Source organism: Streptomyces phaeofaciens, from assembly GCF_014648915.1.
Taxonomy (GTDB): Bacteria; Actinomycetota; Actinomycetes; order Streptomycetales; family Streptomycetaceae; genus Streptomyces; species Streptomyces phaeofaciens.
In genome coordinates, this window is record NZ_BMSA01000002.1 from 407,911 (window position 1) to 431,999 (window position 24,089).

17 protein-coding genes and 1 pseudogene are annotated in these 24,089 nt (G+C 71.4%); 13 read left to right on the forward strand and 5 right to left on the reverse strand.

The window, feature by feature from the left end:
- Nucleotides 1-326 precede the first annotated feature (326 nt).
- The 6 genes from IE275_RS05365 to IE275_RS05390 all read left to right on the forward strand — a co-directional run bounded on the left by IE275_RS05365 (nt 327) and on the right by IE275_RS05390 (nt 7,002).
- Complete coding sequence (locus IE275_RS05365; RefSeq protein WP_189708071.1) at nt 327-1,571, forward strand: DUF4190 domain-containing protein; 1,245 nt, start codon at nt 327-329, stop codon at nt 1,569-1,571.
- Nucleotides 1,572-1,731: 160 nt separating this feature from the next.
- Nucleotides 1,732-2,484, forward strand: coding sequence for a GntR family transcriptional regulator (locus IE275_RS05370; RefSeq protein WP_189708073.1), 753 nt, complete (start codon nt 1,732-1,734; stop codon nt 2,482-2,484).
- A gap of 350 nt (nt 2,485-2,834) precedes the next feature.
- Entirely contained in the window at nt 2,835-3,053 is a 219-nt protein-coding gene (locus IE275_RS05375; RefSeq protein ID WP_189708075.1) for an SPOR domain-containing protein, read from the forward strand.
- 30 nt (nt 3,054-3,083) lie between these two features.
- Complete coding sequence (locus IE275_RS05380) at nt 3,084-3,494, forward strand: (deoxy)nucleoside triphosphate pyrophosphohydrolase (RefSeq protein WP_189708078.1); 411 nt, start codon at nt 3,084-3,086, stop codon at nt 3,492-3,494.
- A gap of 169 nt (nt 3,495-3,663) precedes the next feature.
- Nucleotides 3,664-4,092 (forward strand): ATP-binding protein, encoded by a 429-nt coding sequence (locus tag IE275_RS05385; protein WP_189708079.1) that lies wholly within the window; start codon nt 3,664-3,666, stop codon nt 4,090-4,092.
- 270 nt (nt 4,093-4,362) lie between these two features.
- The gene (locus IE275_RS05390; protein ID WP_189708081.1) at nt 4,363-7,002 is read left to right on the forward strand and encodes a SpoIIE family protein phosphatase; all 2,640 of its coding nucleotides are present in this window, start codon (nt 4,363-4,365) and stop codon (nt 7,000-7,002) included.
- Nucleotides 7,003-7,020: 18 nt separating this feature from the next.
- Here the strand turns inward: IE275_RS05390 and IE275_RS05395 are convergent, their stop codons facing one another.
- Nucleotides 7,021-8,535 (reverse strand): hypothetical protein, encoded by a 1,515-nt coding sequence (locus IE275_RS05395; protein WP_308435634.1) that lies wholly within the window; start codon nt 8,533-8,535, stop codon nt 7,021-7,023.
- Between the two features lie 155 nt (nt 8,536-8,690).
- Here IE275_RS05395 and IE275_RS05400 point away from each other — a divergent pair, with 155 nt between their 5' ends.
- The 3 genes from IE275_RS05400 to IE275_RS05410 all read left to right on the forward strand — a co-directional run bounded on the left by IE275_RS05400 (nt 8,691) and on the right by IE275_RS05410 (nt 11,965).
- On the forward strand, nt 8,691-9,893 hold the full coding sequence (locus IE275_RS05400) for a glycoside hydrolase family 18 protein (protein WP_189708083.1): 1,203 nt from the start codon (nt 8,691-8,693) through the stop codon (nt 9,891-9,893).
- A gap of 25 nt (nt 9,894-9,918) precedes the next feature.
- Complete coding sequence (locus tag IE275_RS05405) at nt 9,919-10,908, forward strand: phosphotransferase family protein (RefSeq protein ID WP_189708085.1); 990 nt, start codon at nt 9,919-9,921, stop codon at nt 10,906-10,908.
- 118 nt (nt 10,909-11,026) lie between these two features.
- Entirely contained in the window at nt 11,027-11,965 is a 939-nt protein-coding gene (locus IE275_RS05410; protein ID WP_189708087.1) for a class I SAM-dependent methyltransferase, read from the forward strand.
- Nucleotides 11,966-12,027: 62 nt separating this feature from the next.
- Here the strand turns inward: IE275_RS05410 and IE275_RS05415 are convergent, their stop codons facing one another.
- The 4 genes and pseudogenes from IE275_RS05415 to IE275_RS05430 form a co-directional block, all read right to left on the reverse strand.
- Entirely contained in the window at nt 12,028-12,795 is a 768-nt protein-coding gene (locus IE275_RS05415; protein WP_189708089.1) for a succinate dehydrogenase/fumarate reductase iron-sulfur subunit, read from the reverse strand.
- On the reverse strand, nt 12,792-14,732 hold the full coding sequence (locus IE275_RS05420; protein WP_189708091.1) for a fumarate reductase/succinate dehydrogenase flavoprotein subunit: 1,941 nt from the start codon (nt 14,730-14,732) through the stop codon (nt 12,792-12,794). Before IE275_RS05420 ends, IE275_RS05415 begins: the two co-directional genes overlap by 4 nt.
- A 17-nt stretch (nt 14,733-14,749) precedes the next feature.
- Nucleotides 14,750-15,579 (reverse strand): annotated as a pseudogene (gene sdhC / locus IE275_RS05425) (succinate dehydrogenase subunit SdhC).
- A gap of 26 nt (nt 15,580-15,605) precedes the next feature.
- Nucleotides 15,606-15,896, reverse strand: a complete 291-nt coding sequence (locus tag IE275_RS05430) for an Rv0250c family protein (RefSeq protein ID WP_189708093.1) — start codon at nt 15,894-15,896, stop codon at nt 15,606-15,608.
- A 293-nt stretch (nt 15,897-16,189) separates the two neighbouring features.
- Between IE275_RS05430 and IE275_RS05435 the strand changes: the two genes are divergently transcribed.
- From IE275_RS05435 to IE275_RS05450, 4 genes are all read left to right on the forward strand, one after another.
- Complete coding sequence (locus IE275_RS05435; protein WP_189708095.1) at nt 16,190-18,430, forward strand: ABC transporter family substrate-binding protein; 2,241 nt, start codon at nt 16,190-16,192, stop codon at nt 18,428-18,430.
- Nucleotides 18,431-18,633: 203 nt separating this feature from the next.
- On the forward strand, nt 18,634-20,541 hold the full coding sequence (gene typA / locus IE275_RS05440; protein WP_189708098.1) for a translational GTPase TypA: 1,908 nt from the start codon (nt 18,634-18,636) through the stop codon (nt 20,539-20,541).
- 653 nt (nt 20,542-21,194) lie between these two features.
- Nucleotides 21,195-22,229 (forward strand): ABC transporter permease, encoded by a 1,035-nt coding sequence (locus IE275_RS05445; RefSeq protein WP_189708100.1) that lies wholly within the window; start codon nt 21,195-21,197, stop codon nt 22,227-22,229.
- Between the two features lie 50 nt (nt 22,230-22,279).
- Entirely contained in the window at nt 22,280-24,085 is a 1,806-nt protein-coding gene (locus IE275_RS05450) for an ABC transporter substrate-binding protein (RefSeq protein ID WP_189708102.1), read from the forward strand.
- The last annotated feature ends 4 nt before the right edge of the window (nt 24,086-24,089 follow it).

The window sequence follows — 24,089 nt, forward strand, 5'->3', positions numbered from 1 at the left end:
CCCTGCAACAGCTCCCCGTGATGGACGGGGGCCGTGCCGGTACCGCGGGGCGCCGCGGGGGGCCCGCCGGGCCCGCGGCTCGCGACCGATCCGCCGTCCGGTACCCCCGCCCACCTGGTGGTGAGCCCGTTCACCGCCCGGATCGACGCATTCGCGACCGCCATTCCGTCCCCGCTCGTCACGCGCATACCATGCGCCAGTCGACGCCACTGTCGCGGTCAGTCTCGTACGCCGGTTCGGATCCGGTGTCGTAGCCCCCTGCGAGACTGGCCGAACCGAGTCGCCGTCAGATCCGCGAACCCGTCCGAACCAGGAGCACGGTACCCGTGTCCATACCCCCGCCCTCCGGGCCCCAGCAGCCCCAGGACCCGTACGGGCCCGCGTATCCGCAGGGCGCGCACCCGCAGGACCCCTACGGGCGGCAGCCGTACGGCCCGCAGGGCCCCGGCCCCTGGCCGCAGGCCCCGTACGGCGCTCCGCCCTACCCGACGTGGGGTCAGGGGTACAGCCCCTTCAACCGGCCCTCGCCGGTCAACGGGGTCGCCATCGCCGCGCTCGTGCTGGGCATCCTCTGCTTCCTGCCGGCCGTGGGGCTGATCCTCGGGATCATCGCGCTGGTGCAGATCAGGAGGCGTGGCGAGCGGGGCAAGGGGATGGCGATCGCGGGCGCGGTCCTGTCCTCCGTGGGGCTCGCCCTGTGGGTGGTGTCGCTGTCCACGAACGTCGCCTCCGACTTCTGGGAGGGCTTCAAGGAGGGCGCGGTCGGCTCCAGTTTCTCGCTGGCCAAGGGCGACTGCTTCGACGTCCCGGGCCCGGACTTCGACGAGAACGTCTACGACGTCGACGAGGTGCCCTGCACCGGTGAGCACGAGGGCGAGGTGTTCGCCGTGGTCCCGCTGTCCGGCGGCGACTTCCCCGGCGACGACCGGGTCACGGACATCGCCGAGGACAAGTGCTGGACCCTTCAGGACGCCTACGTGCTGGACCACTGGTCGCTGCCCCCGGAGGTCGACGTCTACTACCTCACGCCCACCGCCGAGAGCTGGGACTGGGGCGATCGCGAGATCACCTGCGTCTACTCCCACACCGACGGGTCGGCCGCCCTGACCGGCTCGCTGCGCGCCGACGCCTCGACCCTCGACGCCGACCAGGTGGCCTTCCTCGAGGCGATGAACGCCGTCGACGAGGTCCTGTACGAGGAGCCCGAGGACTACGCCGAGGAGGACCTCCTCGCCAACCAGGTGTGGGCCGGTGAGGTCGCGGAGGCGACCGACGCCCGGGCGGAGGCCCTGGAGGCGCACACGTGGCCGGCCGCCGCCCGCGGGCCCGTCGCCGCGCTGGTGAAGGAGATGCGCAGGGCCGGGAAGGAGTGGACGGCGGCGGGGACGTCCCCGAACGTCGACGCGTACTACGAGCACTACGACAAGGCCTACGCCTACGTGGACGGCGACTCCACCGTCACCGCCCGCGAGGCTCTGGGCCTGGCCACCACCCCGCCCGCGTACGACGCGGAGGGCGAGGACTCCGGCGGTGACGGCGGCGGCGAGGACGCCGGCGGCCTCGAAGTGTGATGCCGAGGTGTGATCGCGCCCATAGCGGGGAGAAAGTGCCTGCGTAAAGCCCCCCGCGGGCACTTGTCATCACATCGAGTGATTCTCTGGCCTTTACTTGCACGGGAGAACCCACGGTTGCCAGGCTGTAGCTGTCTGTACAACCTGATGGGAGTGGCCCGTGACATTCGGTGAGCAGCCGGCCTACTTGCGTGTCGCGGGTGATCTCCGCCAGAAGATCGTCGACGGCTCGCTGCCACCGCACACCCGTCTGCCCTCCCAGGCCAGAATCCGCGAGGAGTACGGCGTCTCGGACACCGTGGCGCTCGAGGCGCGCAAGGTGCTGATGGCGGAGGGGCTGGTGGAGGGCCGCTCCGGCTCCGGCACCTATGTGCGCGAGCGGCCCGTGCCGCGCCGCATCGCCCGCTCCGGGAACCGCCCCGCGAGCGGCGCCACCCCGTTCCGCCAGGAGCAGGCCGAGGAGCTCGTGCGCGGGACCTGGGAGTCCAGCAGCGAACAGTCCGAGGCGAGCGGCGCCGTCGCCGAGCGGCTCGGCATCAAGGCCGGCGACCGCGTGATGTGCACCAAGTACGTCTTCCGGGAGGCCGGCGAGGCGATGATGCTCTCCACCTCCTGGGAGCCCCTCGCGGTGACCGGCCGCACCCCCGTCATGCTGCCCGAGGAGGGCCCGCTCGGCGGCATGGGCGTCGTCGAGCGCATGCGCGGGATCGACGTCATCGTGGACAACGTCACGGAGGAGGTCGGCGCCCGCCCCGGCCTCGCCGAGGAACTGCTCGCCCTCGGCGGCGTCCCGGGACATGTGGTGCTGGTCGTCCACCGCACGTACTACGCCTCGGGCCGCCCGGTCGAGACGGCCGATGTGGTCGTCCCGGCCGACCGCTTCCGCGTCGCGTACCACCTTCCGGTGCGGTAGCCGGATCTTGCGGGAGCGCGCGACGGCGAGCGGCGCACACCCTTCGGGCGTCCGCCCGGGGCGTCCGCCCGCCCCGGGGCCCGGCGCACGCCGTCGGAATCCGGTCGTTTCCCGTCGTTCCCGCAGGTCGCCCCGAGGGTGCCCGTCACCCCGCCGACCGGATGCGTCGCAGCGCTCGCACGGCGCGTTCTCTCCCGTGCGCCCCCTGCGTCATGGCTGGTTGCGTACCTCTTTGTGAAAAGCCGTATTCGCTGTGTAAAGGTAAGGCGTACGCTCGGGCATATGCGGATTGCGGTTTCCTTAGACGGCGGGGTACGGAGCGAGCCGCGGACGGGAAGCGGAGGGGCGCGATGAACGAGGGCGGCACCATTTCACTGCCCTGGCTCGTCATACGGCAGGACGACAACGGCAATCGCTACCGCGTGGGCCGGTACGCGACCCGGGCCGAGGCTCAGAAGATCGCGGACAGCCTCGACAGCCGTGGTCACAAGCAGCTTTATTGGGTCGAGCGGATCAGCCAGACCCAGGGTCCGTCCCCGGCCCAGAACGGGGACGGCGCGCGGAACTGACGTGTGCCGGAGTCCCGTAGGCTCCGGCGCATGACGGAACGGATCGTGGTGGTCGGGGCCGCCCTGCTCGACGGCGGCCGCCTGCTCGCCGCGCGCCGCAGCGCGCCCCCCGAACTCGCCGGCCGCTGGGAGCTGCCCGGCGGCAAGGTCGAGCCCGGCGAGCGCCCCGAGGCGGCCCTCGTCCGTGAGCTCCGTGAGGAACTCGGCGTCGACGCCGAACCGGTCGAGCGTGTCCCGGGGGAGTGGCCCCTGCGGCCCCCCTACGTCCTCCAGGTGTGGACCGCCTCCCTGCGTCCCGGCTCGGCCGCCCCCGCCCCCCTCGAGGACCACGACGAACTCCGCTGGCTCACCCCGGACCGGATCTGGGACGTCCCCTGGCTCGACCAGGACGTCCCGGCGGTGCGCGAGGTCCTGACCCGCCTGGGCACACGCACCCGCTGAGCTTCCCCCCGGCCGGGGCGCGGCGGGGGCGCGGCCGTCCGGTCCGCGCACCGCCCCCGGAGTGCGGAGGGTGCGCGGTGTGCCGTTCGTGCCACAGTGCGCCCTTCCGCGCGGTAATCGCTCCCGGATATCGGGTATGTGCCCATTAACCCCACGAAACCGGACATGGGTGTACTCGCTGGCCTGGGAAGTGATCGGCGTGATCGACACCGAAGGCGACCGCGCCGAGTGGACGTTCCCCGCGGATCCCGGAGCGGTGCGCACCGCACGGGGCGCGGTGCGCAGCCAGTTGAGCGGTTGGGGTCTCGACAGCCTGGGCGATGTGGCGGCACTGCTGGTCAGCGAGCTGGTCACCAACTCCCTGCGGCACGCCAGCGGCCCCATCGGCGTCCGGCTGGTCCGTCCCGCGGGACTGGAGCGCGTGCTGCTGGTCGAGGTCTCCGACCCGGTACCGGACCCGCCCCGCGAACGCGCCGCCCGGCCCGAGGACGAGAGCGGCCGCGGACTCCAGCTGGTGGCCTCCTCCTCGCGCCGGTGGGGCAGCCGTCCCGGCGGTGCCGGGAAGACGGTGTGGTTCGAGTTGACGGTGCCGGGTTGACGGGCCCTCGCGCGGGGATGAGCCGGGGTACGACGGGGGCCCGGCCGCCCACCTTCCGGCCCCGATCGCCGACCGGTCCCGGAAGGTGTGATTCGACCTGGTGCCCGCTGGTTAGAAGACTGGAAGTGTTGTCGCGGAACGGGCCAAAAAACGCCTGGACCGTGCTGTGATCGTGAACACCGTGTCGTGCGGACCCGTAGTGCTGGATACTGCGGGCAGCCGCCGCCGGTGACCGGTGCCGGACGCGGTGAGCTGGAGGGGACGGTTCGCGTGAGCGAGATACCAGCGAAGGCCACGGAGTCCGAGGACCCGTCGGGCGGCGCGAGGGCGGAGGCCGCGGGCATGCTCGCCGCCGACGCCGCGCACGGCGGCCTCGCGGACGGGGAGACACCCGGCGACGCCATGTGGCAGAGCAGCCCGCCCGGCTCGATCTACGACTACATCAAGGTCGCGTCGTTCTCGATCGGCCCCGACGGGCTCGTCGACCAGTGGAGCCTGCGCGCCGAGCAGATCTTCGGCATCCCCGCCGAGCGGGCCCTCGGCATGGACCCGATCGACGCCTTCATCGACCCGGACCTGCGCGAACGCGGCCAGCGCAAGATGGCCGAGATCCTCGACGGCCGGGAGTGGACCGGGGTGGTCCCGTTCCGGATGCCGGACCCGGTGGCGGGCGGCGGCCGCGGCGAGCAGGGCCTCGCGGAGGTCTACGTCATGCCGACCCGCAGCCTCGACGGCGAGAAGGCCGCCGTGTGCATCGTCGTCGACGTCCGCACCCTGCGCAGCATGGAGACCGACCTCGCCGCCTCGCAGGCCATTTTCGGCCAATCCCCGTTCGGGTTCCTGCTGATCGACCCCGACCTGCGGGTCCGCCGGGCCAACGAGCGGTTCGCCTCCCTCTTCGGCGGCACCCCCGACGACCACCGCGGCAGAGGCGTCCACGACTACCTGCCCCGGCCCGAGGCGGAGCGGGTCACCGCGACCCTGCGCCGGGTCCTGAAGACCGGCGACTCCATCACCGACATGCACGTCACCGGGTTCCTGCCCGGCTCCGACGAACGCCGGCACTGGTCCATCAACCTCTACCGCGTGCACAGCGGTTCGGGCCGCCCCATCGGTGTCGCCTGGCTCGGCACCGACATCACCGCCCGCCGCGCCGCCGCCCGTGAGGCCGCCGCCGCACGGCGCAATCTCGCCCTTCTGAACGAGGCGGGCGCCCGCATAGGGAACTCCCTCGACCTGGAGACGACCGCGCGCGAACTCCTCGACGTCGTCGTTCCCGGCTTCTGCGACCTGGCCACCGTCGACCTCTACCAGGGCCTGCTGGCCGGCGACGAGACCCCGCCCGGCCTCGCCGACGGCAGTGCCGAACTGCGCCGCGTCGCCTTCTCGTCCGCCGTCTCCGACGCCCCCTTCACGGGCAGCGGCACACCCGTCGCGGTCGGCGCGGTCCACCACTTCCCGTTCAACTCGCCCTGCGCGGACGCCCTGCGCACCGCCCGGCCGCAGGCCATCCCCGGCGAGGAGGGCGGTCTGGTGCAGTCCACCCTCGCCGTCCCGATGGTCGCCCACGACACCGTCGTCGGCCTCGCGCAGTTCTCCCGTACCAAGGGCAGCGAGCCGTTCGGCGACCGGGACCGCGATCTGGCCGTGGAACTGGCCGCCCGCGCCGCCGTCTGTATCGACAACGCCCGCCTCTACCGGCGCGAGCACGAGCGGGCGCTGATACTGCAACGGTCCCTGCTGCCGCCCGGCGACCCGGTGGCGTCCGGCCTCGACATCGCCTGCCGCTACCTGCCCGGCAACGCCTTCACGGGCCGCCCCAGCGAGGTCGGCGGCGACTGGTTCGACGTCATCGAACTCCCCGGCCACCGCACCGCCCTGGTGGTCGGTGACGTGATGGGCCGCGGGCTGCGCGCGGCCGTCGCCATGGGTGAACTGCGCACGGCGGTGCGCACCTTGGCGCTGCTCGATCTGGAACCGGCCGAAGTGCTCTCCGCGCTGGACGAGATCGCGCGCGGCCTCGGCACCCCCGGCGGCGTCCAGCAGGCCACCCGCGCCGCCCGCCGCCCCCGCGAGGCCGACCTGTCCGAGGTGTATCTCGCGACCTGTGTCTACGCGGTCTACGACGCCGTCACCCGCCGCTGCACCTTCGCCAACGCCGGTCATCTCCCGCCGGTCCTCGTCGAACCCGGCGAGCCCGCGCTGATGCTCGACGTGCCGCCCGGCATGCCGCTCGGCGTGGGCGGCGAGCCCTTCGAGGAGGTGGAGGTCGACCTGCCCGAGGGCGCGCTCCTTGCGCTCTACACCGACGGCCTGGTCGAGTCCCGCGACCACCCGCTGGACGAGGGCCTCCAGGCGTTCGTCGGCGCGCTGACCGACCCCTCCAGCCCCCTGGAGGACGTCTGCGACCACGTCCTCAACACCCTCGACACGCACCACGGCGAGGACGACATCGCCCTGCTGATGGCACGTGTACAGGGCCTGCCCACCGAGTCCGTCGGCGACTGGACGCTGCCGCGCGAGCCGCGCAGTGTGGGCCGGGCCCGGGAGTACGCGCGCGGCCAGCTGCTCTCCTGGGACCTGGAACCCCTCGTGGACACGACGGAACTCCTGGTCAGCGAGCTGGTCACGAACGCGCTGCGGTACGGCGAGGGCGAGATCAGACTGCGGCTGCTGCTGGACCGCACCCTGGTGTGCGAGGTCTGGGACGCGGGCCTGGTCCAGCCGCGCCGCCGCAGGGCGCGCGACACCGACGAGGGCGGCCGCGGCCTCCAGCTCGTCGGCCTGCTCAGCGCGGCCTGGGGCTCCCGGCGCACCCCGCGCGGCAAGACGGTGTGGTTCGAACTGCCGCTGCCGGACGGGGAGACGGGCCTGATGGATCCGGCGGAGGCGTTGCTGAGCCTGTTCTGAGCAGGAGTCGGCGGCGGGTCAGAAACCCGCCGGCGGACCCTCCTCGGGGTCTTCGGCGGGGACGATCCCGCCGAGGACCGCCCCACCCGTCCCGGCCGTGACCTCCGGCCCCGCGTAGGGATTGCCGTGCGCCCGCACATCCCGCTCGGCCAGGTCCAGCGCCTCCAGGGCGAGCGCGTCGGCGGGCGCCCGGTCCGCCGGGTCGCCGTCCGCGAGCAGCCGCCGGGCCTCCGCCAGCCTGGTGCGGGCCGTGGCGCCCACCGCACCCCGGTGCGTGGCGACCTGGTCGTCCGCGGCGGCCACCGAGGCACGGGCCACCATCAGCGCGGCGGCCGCGAGCACCCCGCCCCGCCCCGGGACGGCCGCCCCGACCGCCCGGACGACCCGCCGCAGGACGGCCTGCGGGTCGTACGGCTGCCGCGCGGTGATCTCCTGCCGTACGGAGGCCAGGACGGCGTCCGCGTTCCGCAGCCGGGAGGACAGCTCGCCCGCCGGCACATCGTCCGCCGGTGCCTCCCGGCGCACCCGCGCCAGCTCCGCCTGCGCCCCGGTGAGCACGGCCGGGACGGTCCGCTCGGCCGTCCGCAGCTCGTCCGCCCGCCGGTCGATCCCGTCGAGGAGGACGGCCGCCTGGGCCACGGCCCCCTCGGCGGCCCGCAGCCGGCGCGCCGCCCGCTCCGCGTCCCCCGCGTCGGCGGACTGCCGCGCCTGGTTGAGCCGGACGGTGGCGAACACGAGCCGGTCCCTGGCCTGTTCGACGTTCCCGACGAATGCCGCGGTCGCGGTGGGCGCGTACCGGGCGCGCAGCCCGTCGAGGACGGCGTCGACGGCCCGGGTGCGCCCGGCCAGCTCCCGGAACCGTTCCTCCGCCACCCCGACCGCCGTCTCCGCGGCGGACACCCCGCCAGGTCCTGCGGCCTCCTCGGTCAGCCCCCTGAGCCGCGCGAAGTCCCCCGCCACGGCGTCCATCCGCCGCCCCGCCTCCTCGCACCGCCCGACGATCCCGGCGAGCGCGTGCCGCCGGGCCGCGTCCTCCGCCGGCTCGCCGTGGTCGTACCGCTGCCGCATCCGGGCCGCGGCCGCCCACTCGCGCTCGGCCTCCTCCCACGCCGCCCGGAAGGGGGCCACGGCCCCCGCACCGGACCGCGCCTCCGCGAAAGCGAGTTCGCCGCGCCCGGCCCGCAGCCGGTCGTCGGCCCGTACGAGGGCCCGCTGGGCCTCCTCGTCGGGTCCGGCGAGCGGCGGCGACGAGCCCGGGGGCGGTGGGCCGCTCGCCCCGCCGGGGGTCGTCCGGTCGCGGGTGCGCCGGACCCGGCGTATGTACCCGTACCCGGCGAGCGCGCCCGCCGCGCCGACCGCGACCACCGGGAGCACGAGATCGGCGCCGGACGACTCGTCCGCGGGGTCGGCCGCGGCGGCGCTCGCGGTGGCCCCTGGCTCCTTGATCGCAACCGGCGCGTCGTTCTCCGACGTCATCCACGGCAACACCAGCCACACCAGCCCGGCCGCACCGCCCACCAGGGCATGAGCCACCCGCACGGATATGTGGGAGGGGACACGCCGCGGCCGGCCTCGGGGCAAGGATGACGTCACATTTCGGAGCGTATGGCCGCGAATGCGGCCACGCGACCGGGATGCGCCCGAGGCGGGGACGGTGGGGCGGGGCACCACAGAAGGGGAAAACGGGGATGGAGACCGACAAGGTCACGGACACGGAGGCGAAGGAACCGGAGGGGACGGAAACGGAGGCGGCGCAACCGGAAGGGACAGAACCGGAAGGGACAGAACCGGAGGCGGCGCAACCGGAGGCGGCTCAACCGGAGGCCAGGGAACCGGAGGCGCCGGGACCGGAAGAAGGAGCGGAGCCGGAGCCGCCGGCGCCCCGGCGTCGCCGTCGCCGTCTGCGCCGCTGGGCCCTCGGCGGTGTCCTGCTGCTCCTCGCCCCGGTCCTCGCCTCCCAGATCGCCCTCGGCGTGAACTACCTGGGCGATCCGGCGGACGGCACGTACACCCGGGGGAAGGACGCGGTCTGGCTGGGACACGCCTGGGTCGACGGGCGCAAGACCGACGCCGACGTCGAGGCGCTGGCCGAGCGGCTGCGCGACACCGGCATGCGCGACCTGTACGTGCACTCCGGGCCCCTGGAGCACGACGGCACGCTGCCCGCGTCGGCCTACCCCAGGGCGGCCTGGTTCATCGACGCGATCCACCGGGAGGCGCCCGGCGTCCGGGTGCAGGCCTGGCTGGGTGATGTGCTCGCCTCCGAGAGCCCGCACGGCATGCGGCTGGAGAAGGCCGGGACCCGGGCGGCCGTCGTGCGCTCCGCCCGCCAGATCCTCGACACCGGCTTCGAGGGCACCCACTTCGACCTGGAACCGCTGCACTCCGGCGACCGCGACTACCTCACCCTCCTCGACTCCCTGCGCGACCTCACCCGCTCCCGCGGCGCCCAGCTCTCCGTCGCCGCCCACCAGATCGACCCCGTCCCCGGCTTCCACTCCTTCTGGGGCACCACCACCGGCCACCCCAAGTGGTGGTCGCAGCGGTTCTTCGGCCAGGTCGCCCGACGCGTCGACCAGATCGCGGTGATGTCGTACGACACCCTGCAACCGCTGGAGAGCACCTACGGCGGCTATGTCGCCCAGCAGACCTCCCTGGCCCTGGAGGTCACCCCGCCCTCCACCGACCTGCTGATGGGCCTGCCGTTCTACAAGGAGAACCGTTTCGGTCACTGGGCCCACGCCGAGACCGTCGCCGCCGCCGTCCGGGGCGTGCGCCTCGGCCTGTCCCGTACGGACGCCGACCGGAAGAACTTCGGCGTGGCGGCGTACGTCGACTTCGCGGCCTCCGAGACCGACTGGACGGCGTACGAAAAGGGCTGGGTCAGGTGAGCGCGGACACGGAAGACTCGGCGGGATGACCACATCGCACCCCCGACGACAGCAGCTGACCGCCGCCGACCTCGCCCCGCTCGCCCGCGCGGCGGTCGGCGGGCACCGCGCGCTCCTCGCCGCCACCCGGCTCACCGGCGGCACCAGCAAGGGCGTCTACCGGCTCGCCTTCGACGACGGCTCCACGGCGATCGCCTACGTCTGGTCCCCGCAGGAGGACTACTGGGCCCCGCCCGCAGCGGACGGCGCCGGCAGCCGCTCCGGCGCCGCGGGCCTCGCCCGGTTCCGGTCGGCCCACGCCCGGCTGACCGGCCTCGGCGTCCGCGTCCCCCGGCTGCTTCTCGCCGACGACGACGGCGCGCACCTCCCGGTCGCCGCGGCCGTCGTGGAGGACGTCACCGGCGGCACCCTGGAGGACGCGCTGCGCGAGAACCCGGCCGGGGGCCGCGCGGCCCTGGAGCGGCTGGCCGGGATGCTCGCCGTGATGCGCGCCGCCGGCGAGGAGCGCGGCCCGGTGCCCGGCGGTCCCGGTGTGCGGGCCGTCGCCGACCGGGCCGTCCGCGACATCGACGAGGTGTCCGCGCGCGACCGGCGGGTCCGGGAGGCCCGCGACCGGCTGACGGAGCGGGTGCGGGAACTGCGCGACACCGTCCGCCCGCGCTCCGCCCGCTCGCTGATCCACGGCGAACTCGGGCCTGACCACGTCCTGTTGACCGAGGACGGCGAGCCGGTCCTGATCGACGTCGAGGGCCTGGAGTACGCCGACGTGGAGCGCGAGCACGTCTTCCTGGACCTGCGCTTCGGCCCCTGGTACGACGCCCTGCGCGCCCCCGGTCTCGACGAGGCCCGGCTGGAGTTCTACCGCCTCGCCATGCACCTCTCGCTGGTCGCGGGCCCGCTGCGGCTGCTGGACGGCGACTTCCCCGACCCCGCGCCCATGCGGGAGATCGCCGAGTCCAATCTGCGCCGGGCGCTGGAGCTGGCCGGGTGCGCGGGGACCGTGCCGCGGCCGTAGCCGTCCCGTCGCCCATGTGTCATCCGGGTTTTCCCTCCAGGGGCACGTCCGTTGGTTGTGCCAGGCCTGTGTGCGCCCTAGCGTCCACATCTCCTATCCCTGTGAGGGTCACCCACTGATGCGATCGCTACTCACCAGCAAGGCCGTCCGCAGCGCGCTGCGCCCGGTGGCCGAACTCATCGACCGGCGCATCGAGCGCCAGGTCCGGCGCATGATCGGGAACAACGGCGCGGGCGCCGCCGCGGCCGCACCGTCGGACGCGGCGCAGGAGCTGAAGAAGCTGCGCAACCGCCAGCGCCCCCTGGAACTGTTCTTCGACGGGACCGGGCGCGGCGCGTCCCGGCTGCCGTCCGCGCCCCACCTCAACCGGACGATCGCCGAACTGGCCGAGGTGACGGGGAACGAGGAGCGTGCCGAAGGCACCGTCGCCCAGGCGTTCCGGCTGCTCATCGCCATGGAGGCACTCGGCGTCGGCCGGATCGCCGGCGGCACGATGAACATCGTCGGCAAGCTCTCCGCCGTACCGCTGCTGGATCCGCCGAACGACGAGATCCTGGAGATCGGCACCCTGTACGGGATGTTCGGCGCGTCCCTGATCCGGATGATGGAGAAGGCCGGACGCGACCCGCGGCTGACGATCGTCGACCCGCTCGCCGGAACGCAGTTGCAGCCCGGCGCCACCATGGGCGACGACGCCTCGGGCACCCCCGTGCGGGAGGCCGCGGTGCGCACCAATCTGAGCCTGGTGGGCCCGGCCGGCGCCGCCGCCCGGATCCAGCAGGGCTTCTCCGAGGACCCCGAGGTGCGCGCCCTGGTCTCCGACCGCTCCTACGGTGTCGTCGTCGTGGACGGCGACCACTCCGCCGCGGGGGTCGCGGCGGACCTGGAGTGGGCGGAGACCATCGTCGCGCCCGGCGGGATCGTGGTGCTGGACGACTTCGGGCATCCCAAGTGGCCGGGCATCAAGGAGGCGTTCGAGAAGCACATGGCCACCGACACCCGGTTCACCTTCCTCGGCCAGGTGGCGCACTCGGGCTATCTGCGCGCGGGGGCGTGAGGCGCGCGCCCCACGGCCCCGTGTGAGGCACGCCCCCTCGCGGGGCCTCGCGCGGCTTCTCCTCAGGTCCGCCGCGAGATCTTGTTCCCCAGCCAGACCAGGGGGTCGTACTTGCGGTCGACCGCCCGTTCCTTCAGCGGGATCAGGGCGTTGTCGGTGATCTTGATCCCCTCGGGGCACACCTCCGTGCAGCACTTGGTGATGTTGCAGTAGCCGAGACCGTGTTCGTCCTGGGCCGTGCGCCTGCGGTCCAGGCCGGACTCCTCGGACGCGTCCAGCGGATGCATGTCCAGCTCGGCCACCCGCATCAGGAAGCGCGGGCCGGCGAACGCCGGTTTGTTCTCCTCGTGGTCGCGCACCACATGGCAGGTGTCCTGGCACAGGAAGCACTCGATGCACTTGCGGAACTCCTGCGAGCGGTCCACGTCCTCCTGGAACATCCGGTACTCGCCGGGTCCGACCCCCTCCGGCGGGACGAAGGCCGGCACCTCCCGCGCCTTGCGGTAGTTGAAGCCGACGTCCGTCACCAGGTCGCGGACCACCGGGAAGGCGCGCAGCGGGGTCACCGTGATCGTCTCGTCCCGGGTGAACACCGACATCCGGGTCATGCACATCAGCCGGGGCCGTCCGTTGATCTCCGCCGAGCACGAACCGCACTTGCCCGCCTTGCAGTTCCAGCGGACCGCGAGATCGGGCGTCTGGGTGGCCTGGAGCCGGTGGATGATGTCCAGGACCACCTCGCCGTCGTTCACCTCGACCGCGAAGTCCTCCAGGCCGCCGCCCTCGGCATCGCCGCGCCACACCTTGAAGCGGGCCTCGTAGCTGCTCACTCGTAGAGCTCCTCTTCGGCGAGGTACTTGACCAGCTCCTCCTTCTCGAAGAGGGAGAGCAGGTCGGGGCGGATGGGGTCGGTGGTCTCCCGTACGAGGTCGATCTGGCCGTGCACCGGGTCGGTGGCCGCGAGCGCGCCGGTCGGATCGGTGAGCCGGCACAGCAGGTTGATCCGGCGCCACCCCCGGTCCATCGTCGGGTGGTCCTCGCGGGTGTGCCCGCCGCGCGACTCGGTGCGCTCCAGCGCGGCCCGGGCCACGCACTCGCTGACCAGCAGCATGTTCCGCAGGTCGAGCGCGAGGTGCCAGCCCGGGTTGAACTGCCGGTGGCCCTCCACCCCGGCCCGCCGGGCCCGTACCCGCAGGTCGGCGAGTTTCTCCAGGGCCTGCTCCATCTCGCCCTCCCGGCGGATGATGCCGACCAGGTCGTTCATGGCCTGCTGGAGTTCCTGGTGGAGGGTGTACGGGTTCTCCGGCGGGCCCGCGGAGGGGTTCTGCGCCTCGGCCTCGGCGGAGAAGGGACGCAGGGCCTCGGCGGCGGCCGTGTCGAGCTGGACGTCGTCCACGACCGGGCGGCCGTCGCCGAGCCCGGCCGCGTACTCGGCCGCGTGCAGTCCCGCCCGGCGGCCGAACACCAGCAGGTCGGAGAGGGAGTTGCCGCCGAGCCGGTTGGAGCCGTGCATGCCGCCGGCCACCTCACCGGCCGCGAACAGCCCCGGCACCTCGCGCGCCGCCGCCGTCTCGGAGTCGACCGCGATGCCGCCCATCACGTAGTGGCAGGTCGGACCGACCTCCATCGCCTCCGCCGTGATGTCGACGTCGGCCAGCTCCTTGAACTGGTGGTACATGGAGGGCAGCCGGCGCCGGATGACCTCGGCGGGCATCCGCGTCGACACGTCCAGGAAGACCCCGCCGTGCGGGGAGCCCCGGCCCGCCTTCACCTCGGCGTTGATCGCGCGGGCCACCTCGTCACGGGGGAGCAGCTCGGGCGGGCGCCGGTTGTGGTCCGGGTCCTCGTACCAGCGGTCGCCCTCCTCCTCCGACTCGGCGTACTTCTCCTTGAAGACGTCCGGGACGTAGTCGAACATGAACCGCTTGCCCTCGGAGTTCCTGAGCACCCCGCCGTCGCCGCGCACCGACTCGGTGACGAGGATGCCCTTCACCGACGGCGGCCAGACCATGCCCGTCGGATGGAACTGCACGAACTCCATGTTGAGCAGGGGCGCGCCCGCGAGCAGCGCCAGGGCGTGGCCGTCGCCGGTGTACTCCCACGAGTTCGACGTGACCTTGAAGGACTTGCCGATACCGCCCGTCGCGATCACCACGGAGGGCGCCTGGAGGACGAAGAACCGGCCGGTCTCGCGCTCGTAGGCGAAGACGCCGCCGACCTTCGATGCGTCCTTGAGGACCCGGGTGACCGTGCACTCCTGGAAGACCTTCAGCCGGGACTCGTAGTCGCCGGTCTCGCGGTGGTCCTCCTGCTGGAGGGCGACGATCTTCTGCTGGAGGGTGCGGATCAGCTCCAGGCCCGTCCGGTCGCCGACGTGCGCGAGGCGCGGGTACTCGTGGCCGCCGAAGTTCCGCTGGGAGATCCGGCCGTCCTTCGTCCGGTCGAACAGGGCGCCCCAGGTCTCCAGTTCCCACACCCGGTCCGGGGCTTCCCGGGCGTGCAGTTCGGCCATCCGCCACTGGTTGAGGAACTTGCCGCCGCGCAGGGTGTCGCGGAAGTGGACCTGCCAGTTGTCGTGCTCGTTGACGTTGGCCATCGCCGCCGCGATCCCGCCCTCGGCCATCACGGTGTGCGCCTTGCCGAACAGCGACTTGCAGATCACGGCCGTACGGGCGCCGCGTTCGCGGGCCGCGATGGCCGCGCGCAGCCCGGCACCCCCCGCGCCGACCACGACGACGTCCCACTCCTGGCGGTCGACCACGGACATCAGCAGGCCCCACTCATCTAGAAAAACCTCGGATCGTCGAAGACACCGGACGCGACCAGGTACACGTAGAAGTCGGCGAGCGCCACGCTCACCAGCGACGCCCACGCCAGCAGCATGTGACGGGCGTTGAGCCTCCCGACGAACTGCCACGCCCGGTACCGCACGGGGTGCCGGGAGAAGTGCTTCAGCTTGCCGCCGACGATGTGCCGGCAGGAGTGGCAGGAGATCGTGTACGCCCAGATCAGCGTGATGTTGACCAGGAAGACCAGGGTGCCCAGACCCATGTGACCCCAGTTGTAGTGCTCGTCGCGGAAGGAGAGCACGGTGTCGTAGGTCAGGATCCCGGCGACGACGATGCGGCGTAGAAGAAGTACCGGTGGATGTTCTGGAGGATCAGCGGGAAGCGGGTCTCACCGGTGTACTTCGCGTGCGGCTCGGCCACCGCGCAGGCCGGCGGCGAGGCCCAGAAGCTGCGGTAGTAGGCCTTGCGGTAGTAGTAGCAGGTCAGGCGGAAGCCGAGCGGGAAGATCAGGATGATGATCGCGGGCGAGATGCCCCACCACCCGCCGAAGATCTCCGCGTTGGGCCCGGCCCGCATGGTGTCGCAGTTCTCGGCCAGACAGGGCGAGTAGAACGGCGACACGTACGGCGCCGCGTAGTAGTCGGCGTTCGCGAAGGCCCGCCAGGTCGAGTAGACGATGAACGCCAGCAGACCGGCTGCGGTGGCGGCGGGGGCCAGCCACCAGCGGTCGGTCCGCAGATGGGGGGCGGCGATCGCGGCGCGTCCCGCGCCGCGCACGCCGCCCGTGGGATGGGGATCGGTGGAGGGTTCCGTACCAGTGGCCAATGCAGGACTCCGGTCGGTGTGGGTTCTCAGGGGGCGTGACGGTCCCGGGCGCCGAGTCCCTCGTCGTCCGTGTCGATCCAGAGGGAGTCGTCGTACGGGGTGTCGGGGATGGTGACCAGCTCGGGCTTGCGGGGCGCGGCGGGCTGCGCGGCCGCGTCGCGCAGCAGCGCGACACTCTCCCGGAGGTGGGCGGCGTCGGTGCGGACGCGGCGCATCTCCAGACCGCCGCTGCCGAGCTGCTGCTCCAGACGGCCGACGGACCGGGAGAGGTCCTCGAGGCAGCGCTGGACCGTAGTCAGGTCGTCGTGCACGGACATGACGTGACCTCGCTTCTGTGGGCGGCTGTGCCCTGGACGGCAACGTTCATGCGCCTGCGAGTGTTGCGCGTCACGCCTGTCGCTGTGAAGGCGTGTGCAGCGATTGGCGGGTGCTTTGCTCCGCACGGGTGGCCTTACGGCCGCCCGCCGCCGTGTCGCTCCCGGCAGGCGAACCCTTTCCTCTTCAGTGGGCCGTAGATCTGATCAACTCCAAAATACCGCCAAACGTGATCAGAACGCACCCAATCGCGCCCGTGTCACCGGCGGCAGCGGCTCCCCCGGAGGTACCAGAGATGTCCTACGACGGCGTCGGACTGCGCGCGGTCATGCGCTCGGTCGCCTTCCTCACCGCGGGCGCGCTCGCGGTGCCCCTGCTGGCCGGCTGCGGTTCCGACGACGAGGCCGGAAAGCCCCTGGCCGGCCAGGACATCGCCCCGGCGGGCCGCGCCCTGATCGCCGACGGCGGCACGCTGCGCTGGGCCGTGGACACCGTCCCGGAGACCTTCAACACCTTCCAGTCGGACGCCGACACCACGACCACCCGGGTCGCCCAGGCCGTGCTGCCGTCCCTCTACCGGATCGACGAGACGGGGCGGGCCCGGCGCAATCCCGACTACCTGGAGTCCGCCTCGGTCGTCGACACCGAGCCCAAGCAGGTCGTGCTCTACAAGCTCAACCAGCAGGCCGTCTGGAGCGACGGCCGGGAGATCGGCGCCGCCGACTTCGCCGCCCAGTGGCGTGCCCTGTCGGGGAAGGACAGCGCCTACTGGACGGCTCGCAACGCCGGCTACGACCGCATCGAGAAGATCGAGCGCGGCGAGAACGACCTGGAGGTCCGGGTCACCTTCGCCCGGCCCTACTCCGACTGGCAGTCGCTGTTCTCGCCGCTCTACCCCAAACAGGTGATGGGCACCCCCGACTCGTTCAACGACGGGGCGCGGCGCAGGCTGAAGGTGACCGCGGGGCCGTTCGTGGTGAAGAAGGTCGACCGCAAGAACGACCAGGTGCGGCTCACCCGCAATCCGCGCTGGTGGGGGCAGCGGGCCAAGCTGTCCGAGATCGTGCTGAAGGCCGTGCCCCGCCAGAAGCGGGAGACCGCGCTGGCCGCCGGGAAGATCGATCTGGCCGAGATCGACCCGTCCGCCGCGCGGCGCATCGAGGGCGCCGCGAGGGGCGCCGCCGAGGGCGCGGCCGGACCGGCGTCCGGCTCCGGCGCACGGCGCACCGCCGGGAAGGCGCTGACCGGCTTCGAGGTCCGCAGGTCGCTGGAGCCGGCGTACACCCAGCTGGCCCTGAACGGCGCCGACGGGCCGCTCGCGGACGAGCGGGTGCGGCGGGCGGTCGCCCGGGCCCTGGACCGCGAGGCGCTGGCCGAGCTGGTCCTGAAGCCGCTGGGGCTGCCGGCGGTGCCCGTCGGCAGCCATCTGGCGCTCGCCGGGCAGGAGGCGTACGCGGACAACAGCGACGCGCTCGGCGGCCAGGACACGGCGGAGGCGCAGGCGCTGCTCGCGGACGCGGGCTGGGTGGCCGGGGGCCCGGTCACGGAGGAGAAGAAGGGCGAGAAGGCGGCCGGGTCGCAAGGGAAGAAGTCCGGCGACGGGGAGGACTCCGAAGAGGGCTCCGGGGACGACTCGGGAGAGAAGTCGGAAGGGAAGACGGAAGGGAAGACGGAAGGGAAGACGTCGGAAGGGAAGACGTCGGAAGGACGGAAGGAGTCGGAGGGGAAGAAGGGCGAGGGCGAGAAGGGCGACGGGAAGAAGTCCGACGGCAAGAAGTCCGACGGGGACGATTCGCGGGGCGGTGACGACGGGACGTACATCGTCGGCCAGGACGGCAAGGCGCCGCGCGGGAGCGACGGCGACAAGGACCTCGCCCAGGACGGCAAGCAGTACAAGCACCCCCACCAGGGCGGCGCCCCCGGCGCCTACGCCCCGAAGGGCACCGCCGCGCCGGCCGGTGCCGCCGCCGGGGCGCTGGCCAAGAACGGCAAGGCGCTCAGCCTGCGGTTCGTGCTGCCGTCCGGGCCCGGCTCGGACTCCCTGCGCCTGGTCGCCGGGCGGATCTCGCGGATGCTGGAGAAGGTCGGTATCCGTACCGAGACCGTGAAGGTCTCCGACGAGAGCTACTTCAAGGACCACGTGGCGTCCGGTGAGTACGACCTCGCGCTGTACTCCTGGCCCGGCTCCGCCTTCCCGGCCACCGACGCCCGGCCGATCTACGCCAAGCCGGTGCCCGCCGCGGACGGCTCGCTGAGCGTCGAGCAGAACTACACCCGGGTCGGCACGGACCAGGTCGATCAGTTGTTCGACCGGGCGGTCTCCACGCTCGACCAGGAAGAGGAGCGGTCCCTGATCCGCAAGGCCGACGCCCGGATCTGGGCCGCTGCCGGATCGATTCCTCTCTACCAGCGCCCCCAGCTCACGGCCGCCAGGAAGAACATCGCCAACGCCGGCGCCTTCGGATTCCAGACCCCGGTCTACGAGGACATGGGTTTCCTGAAGAAGGGCGCCGAGCCGTCCGTGAGCCCCTCCTAGGGCCCCTCCCGTCGGATCCGTCGAAAAAGGCGCTGACGTGGGCCGATGCACCCGCCGCGGCCCGCGGCGGCGACCCCGCGGAGGCCATCACCCCCGAAGCCACGTAACATGGGGTGAGGCCGTGGCATGTCAAGCCCGGCAGGGCCCGCGTAACGCAGATGTACGCAGGGGGCCCTCCTCACACTCCGGGAGATCGCCGCAATATGGCCACGCGCCACGACATCCGCAATGTCGCCATCGTCGCCCACGTCGACCACGGCAAGACGACCCTCGTCGACGCCATGCTGAAGCAGGCCGGCGCCTTCGCCGCGCACGCCGCCGAGTCGCTCGACGACCGCATGATGGACTCGAACGACCTGGAGCGTGAGAAGGGCATCACGATCCTGGCCAAGAACACGGCCGTGAAGTACCACCCGAAGGATGGCGGCGACGTCATCACCATCAACATCATCGACACTCCCGGCCACGCCGACTTCGGCGGTGAGGTCGAGCGCGGCCTGTCCATGGTCGACGCGGTCGTGCTGCTCGTGGACGCCTCCGAGGGCCCGCTGCCGCAGACCCGCTTCGTGCTGCGCAAGGCGCTCCAGGCCCGTCTGCCCGTCATCCTGTGCATCAACAAGACGGACCGTCCCGACTCGCGCATCGACGAGGTCGTCAACGAGGCGTACGACCTCTTCCTCGACCTCGACGCCGACGAGGACCAGATCGAGTTCCCCATCGTCTACGCCTGCGCGCGTGACGGTGTCGCGTCGCTGACCAAGCCGGAGAACGGCACCGTCCCGGCCGACAGCGACAGCCTGGAGCCGTTCTTCTCCACGATCCTGTCGCACGTCCCCGCCCCGGAGTACGACGAGGCCGCCCCGCTGCAGGCGCACGTCACCAACCTGGACGCCGACAACTTCCTCGGCCGTATCGCGCTGCTCCGGGTGGAGCAGGGCGAGCTGCGCAAGGGCCAGACCGTCACGTGGATCAAGCGTGACGGCACGATGTCGAACGTCCGCATCACCGAGCTGCTGATGACCGAGGCGCTCACCCGCAAGCCCGCCGAGGTGGCCGGCCCGGGCGACATCTGCGCCGTCGCCGGTATCGGGGACATCATGATCGGCGAGACCCTCGCCGACCCCGAGAACCCGATCGCGCTGCCGCTGATCACGGTCGACGAGCCGGCGATCTCCATGACGATCGGTACCAACACCTCGCCGCTGGTCGGCCGGGGCGGCACCGGCAAGGGCGCCGACAACAAGGCCGCCGTCAAGGACCGCAAGGTCACCGCCCGCCAGGTCAAGGACCGCCTCGACCGCGAGCTGATCGGTAACGTCTCGCTGCGCGTCCTGGACACCGAGCGCCCCGACGCCTGGGAGGTGCAGGGCCGCGGTGAGCTGGCGCTGGCCATCCTGGTCGAGCAGATGCGCCGTGAGGGCTTCGAGCTGACCATCGGCAAGCCGCAGGTCGTCACCAAGGACGTCGACGGCAAGGTCTACGAGCCCGTCGAGCGCATGACGATCGACGTGCCCGAGGAGCACATGGGCGCCGTCACGCAGCTCATGGGCGTCCGCAAGGGCCGGATGGACAACATGTCCAACCACGGTTCCGGCTGGGTCCGTATGGAGTTCGTGGTTCCGTCCCGCGGTCTGATCGGCTTCCGTACCGAGTTCCTGACCGGTACGCGCGGCACCGGCATCGCCCACTCCATCCACGAGGGCCACGAGCCCTGGTTCGGTGTGCTGACGACCCGTAACAACGGCTCGCTCGTCGCCGACCGCTCCGGCGCCGTCACCGCGTTCGCGATGACGAACCTCCAGGAGCGCGGCGTGCTGTTCACCGACCCCGGCACCGAGGTGTACGAGGGCATGATCGTCGGCGAGAACTCGCGCTCCGACGACATGGACGTGAACATCACCAAGGAGAAGAAGCTCACGAACATGCGGTCGTCGTCGGCCGACTCGTTCGAGGCGATCGTCCCGCCGCGCAAGCTCTCCCTGGAGCAGTCCCTGGAGTTCTGCCGCGACGACGAGTGCGTCGAGGTGACCCCGGAGGCGGTTCGCATCCGCAAGGTCGTGCTCGACCAGCGTGACCGCGCCCGCACCGCGAGCCGCGCCAAGCACGGCTGATCACCGGTCAAGAACGGCTGATCGCCGGCGACTTGAGCCCGGGTGCCCCCATGGTGGGGGTGCCCGGGCTTTTTGCAACCCCTTTTTGATGGGGTGACTGGGACCAACTGTCCGTAATGCGGAGATCGTCGACCGATACCCATGTAACAAGTCCGTTTCGCGCCCTTCTCGCGACAGAGTGTTTGTCCGGATTTTGGAAGATCTAAGCGGCAGCTGTGACTGAATTGAGATTTAAAGACAGTGGTCGGCACCAGGCCCATGTCAGATAGTTAGCCGCGTAGCGCTCGGGTCAATGGGTCTCGCGCTGTGGGGACAGCGCCGACTCACGAGCACCAGGGGGTGTCTGACCCTCCGTCAGGGGTGTCGGAGGACAGACGAGCGCCCCCTCCTGTTGGTGAACACGTGGAGTCACGAGGAGGAGTCCCATGCTGTCCCTGCATCTGATATCCGGCCCGTTCGTCCCGGTCCGCAGTACCTGTCACTGAGCTTGAGCCCGGCCGCCCCGCGCGGTCGTGCGGCTACGCGCGTCCGGCTGTGGGTTTACGCCCCCGTCCGGGCGTGATCCGACGTCCCGTCGTGCCACCGGGCAGCGATCGCGCCTCACCCGCGCAGGTCGCCGTTCGGCACACCCACACCTGTGAAATGGGCGAACTGTGACGAGTTCTACCGACATCGAGGGCGGCGGCACCCCGGTCCTCGTCGACGGCGACACCGAGCCGACGGCGGAGACCGGGACCCGGGTGCCCGTCGGCCGGTCCCCCGGCCAGCTGATGTGGCTCCGCTTCAAGCGCGACCGCGCGGGCGTGATCTCGGCCTACGTCGTGATCCTCTTCTTCCTGGTCGGACTGCTCGCCCCGCTGATCTCCCAGCTCTACGGCAAGAACCCGTACACCGTCTACGCGGACGAACGGCCGGAACTCTTCGACAGCGCGGGCGTCCCGGTGCAGCCCAACGGCGGCATCAGCGGCGAGTTCTGGTTCGGCCTCGAACCCGGCAACGGCTACGACGTCTTCACCAAGCTGCTCTACGGCATCCGCAACTCCCTGGGCATCTCCCTGGCGGTGACCCTCGCCACCGTGCTCACCGGCATCGTCCTCGGGGTCGCGGCCGGCTATCTCGGCGGCCGGACGGACTTCCTGATCAGCCGGGTCATCGACTTCCTGCTCGCCATCCCGGCCCAGCTCTTCTTCATCGCGAGCATGCCGGTCGTGGTCTCCCTCTTCGTCAGCCCGCGCGACGAGACACCCGTCTACGTCCGGGTCGTCGCGCTGATCGCGGTGCAGTGGTTCCTCGGCTGGATGAGCCTCGGCCGCATCCTGCGCGGCACCAGCCTCGCCCTGCGCGAACGGGAGTTCATCGAGGCCGCCAAGGTGAGCGGGGCACCCCCGGGACGGATCATCCGCAAGGAGATCCTGCCCAACGTGGTCACACCGATCCTGGTGCAGGCCACCTACATGCTGCCGAACTTCGTCACCGCCGAGGCCGGTCTGTCCTTCCTCGGCGTGGGACTGGTCGAACCGACGCCGGACTGGGGCCAGATGTTCTCCAAGGCGGCGACCGAACTCGTGATGCAGAACGACATCACCTACATGTTCTTCCCCGGCGTCTCGATGATCATCTTCATCGTGGCGTTCAACCTGCTCGGGGACTCGGTCAGGGACGCCTTCGACCCCAAGACGGCGCGCTGACCCGCACATCACGCACTGCTGAACTCACAGAGATGGGTGGGAAACGAGTGATGGGTAAGGGTGGACGCCGCGCGTATGCCGCGCTGTCCCTCGTCGCGGCGGGAGCGCTCGTGCTCTCCGGATGCAGCGAGGGCGGCAGCAAGGAAGGCAACAACAAGGAGGACAAGGAGAACGCCCAACGGCAGCAGTCGTCCATCGACTTCGGTGACGCCAAGGCCTCGACCGGCCCGGCCGCCGAGGTTCCCGGCGCCAAGCCGGGCGGCACGGTCACGGTGCTCCAGCGCGACAGCTACGCGCACCTCGATCCCGCGCAGATCTACGTCTCCGACGAGATGGCCCTGTCGCAGCTGATCCACAGAGGCCTGACCGGCTACAAGGCGACCAGCGACGACGGCAAGAAGCACGAGGTCGTCGGCGACCTGGCCACCGACAGCGGCAAGACGTCGGACGGCGGGAAGACCTGGTCGTACACGCTGAAGGACGGGATCAAGTGGGCCGACGGCTCCGCGATCACCGCCACCGACGTGCGCCACACCTTCGAGCGGCTCTTCGCGCCGTTCGTCGCCAACGGCCCGACCTTCATCCAGCAGTGGCTCGCCGACACACCGGGCACCGCGTACCGCGATCTGCTGAAGGACGGCCCGTACAAGGGCAAGCACCTGCCGGACACCGTCCTGGAGACACCGGACGCCAAAACGATCGTCTTCAAGTTCAAGAAGGCCAAGCCGGACCTGCCGTACGCGCTCGCCATGGCCGGCTACTCGATCGTCTCCGAGGCGAAGGACACCAAGGAGAAGTACGACAAGTCCCCGATGACGGCGGGCCCGTACAAGATCCAGGAGTTCAAGTCCGGCAAGTCGATGACGCTGGTCAAGAACACCAACTGGGACCCGAACACCGACCCGATCCGGCACCAGTACGTCGACCGGTTCGCCATCGCCTTCAACAAGCAGTTCGAGGACTCCACCAAGGCGATCCTCGACGGCTCCGGCGCCAACGCCACCGCGGTCAGCTTCAACAACGAGGTCGACGCGGGCAACCTGTCCAAGATCCTCGGTGACGCGTCCCTGAAGTCCCGCACCATCTCCGGCTACCAGCCGTACGTGGGCCAGATCGACATCAACCTCACCCACCCGGAGATGCAGAACAAGACGGTCCGCGAGGCCATCGCCTACGCCCTGCCGATCACCCCGTTCGTGCGCGCCTACGGCGGCGCCGCGGCCCGCGAGGTGGCCGGCGGTCTGATCAGCCCGACCGTCTCCGGCTACAACCCGAACTTCGACCCCTTCGGCAAGAAGAAGAAGCCCGCCGGCGACCCGGTCAAGGCCAAGGAACTGCTGGAGAAGGCCGGCAAGGTGGGCCTGAAGCTGACCTTCGGCTACATCAACACCCCCGAGGGCCAGCAGTACTCCACCGCCATGGCGGCGGGCCTGGAGAAGGCCGGCTTCGACGTCCAGCGCCAGGAGATCCCGGCCGAGACCTACTACGACCAGGTCGGCAAGGTCGAGAACAACTTCGACATCTACCACACCGCGTGGGGCGCGGACTGGCCGAGCGCCTCGACCGTCATCCCGCCGCTGTACGACGGCCGCCAGATCCAGGACGGCGCGGCGAACTACTCGCACATCAACGACGACAAGGTCAACGCGGACATCGACAAGGCGTCCACCATCACCGACCCGGTGAAGGCCGCCGAGGCCTGGAACGCGATCAACGAGTACATCGTGAAGGACGTCGTCTCCAACATCCCGACGGCCTACTACAAGCAGACCCAGATCGCCGGTGCCAACATCGGCGGCCTCGTGTACGACGACGTCATCGGCGGCGTCGACCCGCGCAGGCTGTTCGTGAAGTAGCCCT

Coding starts and splice junctions, on each gene's coding strand:
- IE275_RS05380 (WP_189708078.1), top strand. CDS start 3,084: ATGACGGAACGGATCGTGGTGGTCGGGGCCGCCCTGCTCGACGGCGGC.
- IE275_RS05420 (WP_189708091.1), bottom strand. CDS start 14,732: ATGTCCGTGGTCGACCGCCAGGAGTGGGACGTCGTCGTGGTCGGCGCG.
- IE275_RS05405 (WP_189708085.1), top strand. CDS start 9,919: ATGACCACATCGCACCCCCGACGACAGCAGCTGACCGCCGCCGACCTC.
- IE275_RS05410 (WP_189708087.1), top strand. CDS start 11,027: ATGCGATCGCTACTCACCAGCAAGGCCGTCCGCAGCGCGCTGCGCCCG.
- IE275_RS05435 (WP_189708095.1), top strand. CDS start 16,190: ATGTCCTACGACGGCGTCGGACTGCGCGCGGTCATGCGCTCGGTCGCC.
- typA (WP_189708098.1), top strand. CDS start 18,634: ATGGCCACGCGCCACGACATCCGCAATGTCGCCATCGTCGCCCACGTC.
- IE275_RS05430 (WP_189708093.1), bottom strand. CDS start 15,896: ATGTCCGTGCACGACGACCTGACTACGGTCCAGCGCTGCCTCGAGGAC.
- IE275_RS05375 (WP_189708075.1), top strand. CDS start 2,835: ATGAACGAGGGCGGCACCATTTCACTGCCCTGGCTCGTCATACGGCAG.
- IE275_RS05450 (WP_189708102.1), top strand. CDS start 22,280: ATGGGTAAGGGTGGACGCCGCGCGTATGCCGCGCTGTCCCTCGTCGCG.
- IE275_RS05400 (WP_189708083.1), top strand. CDS start 8,691: ATGGAGACCGACAAGGTCACGGACACGGAGGCGAAGGAACCGGAGGGG.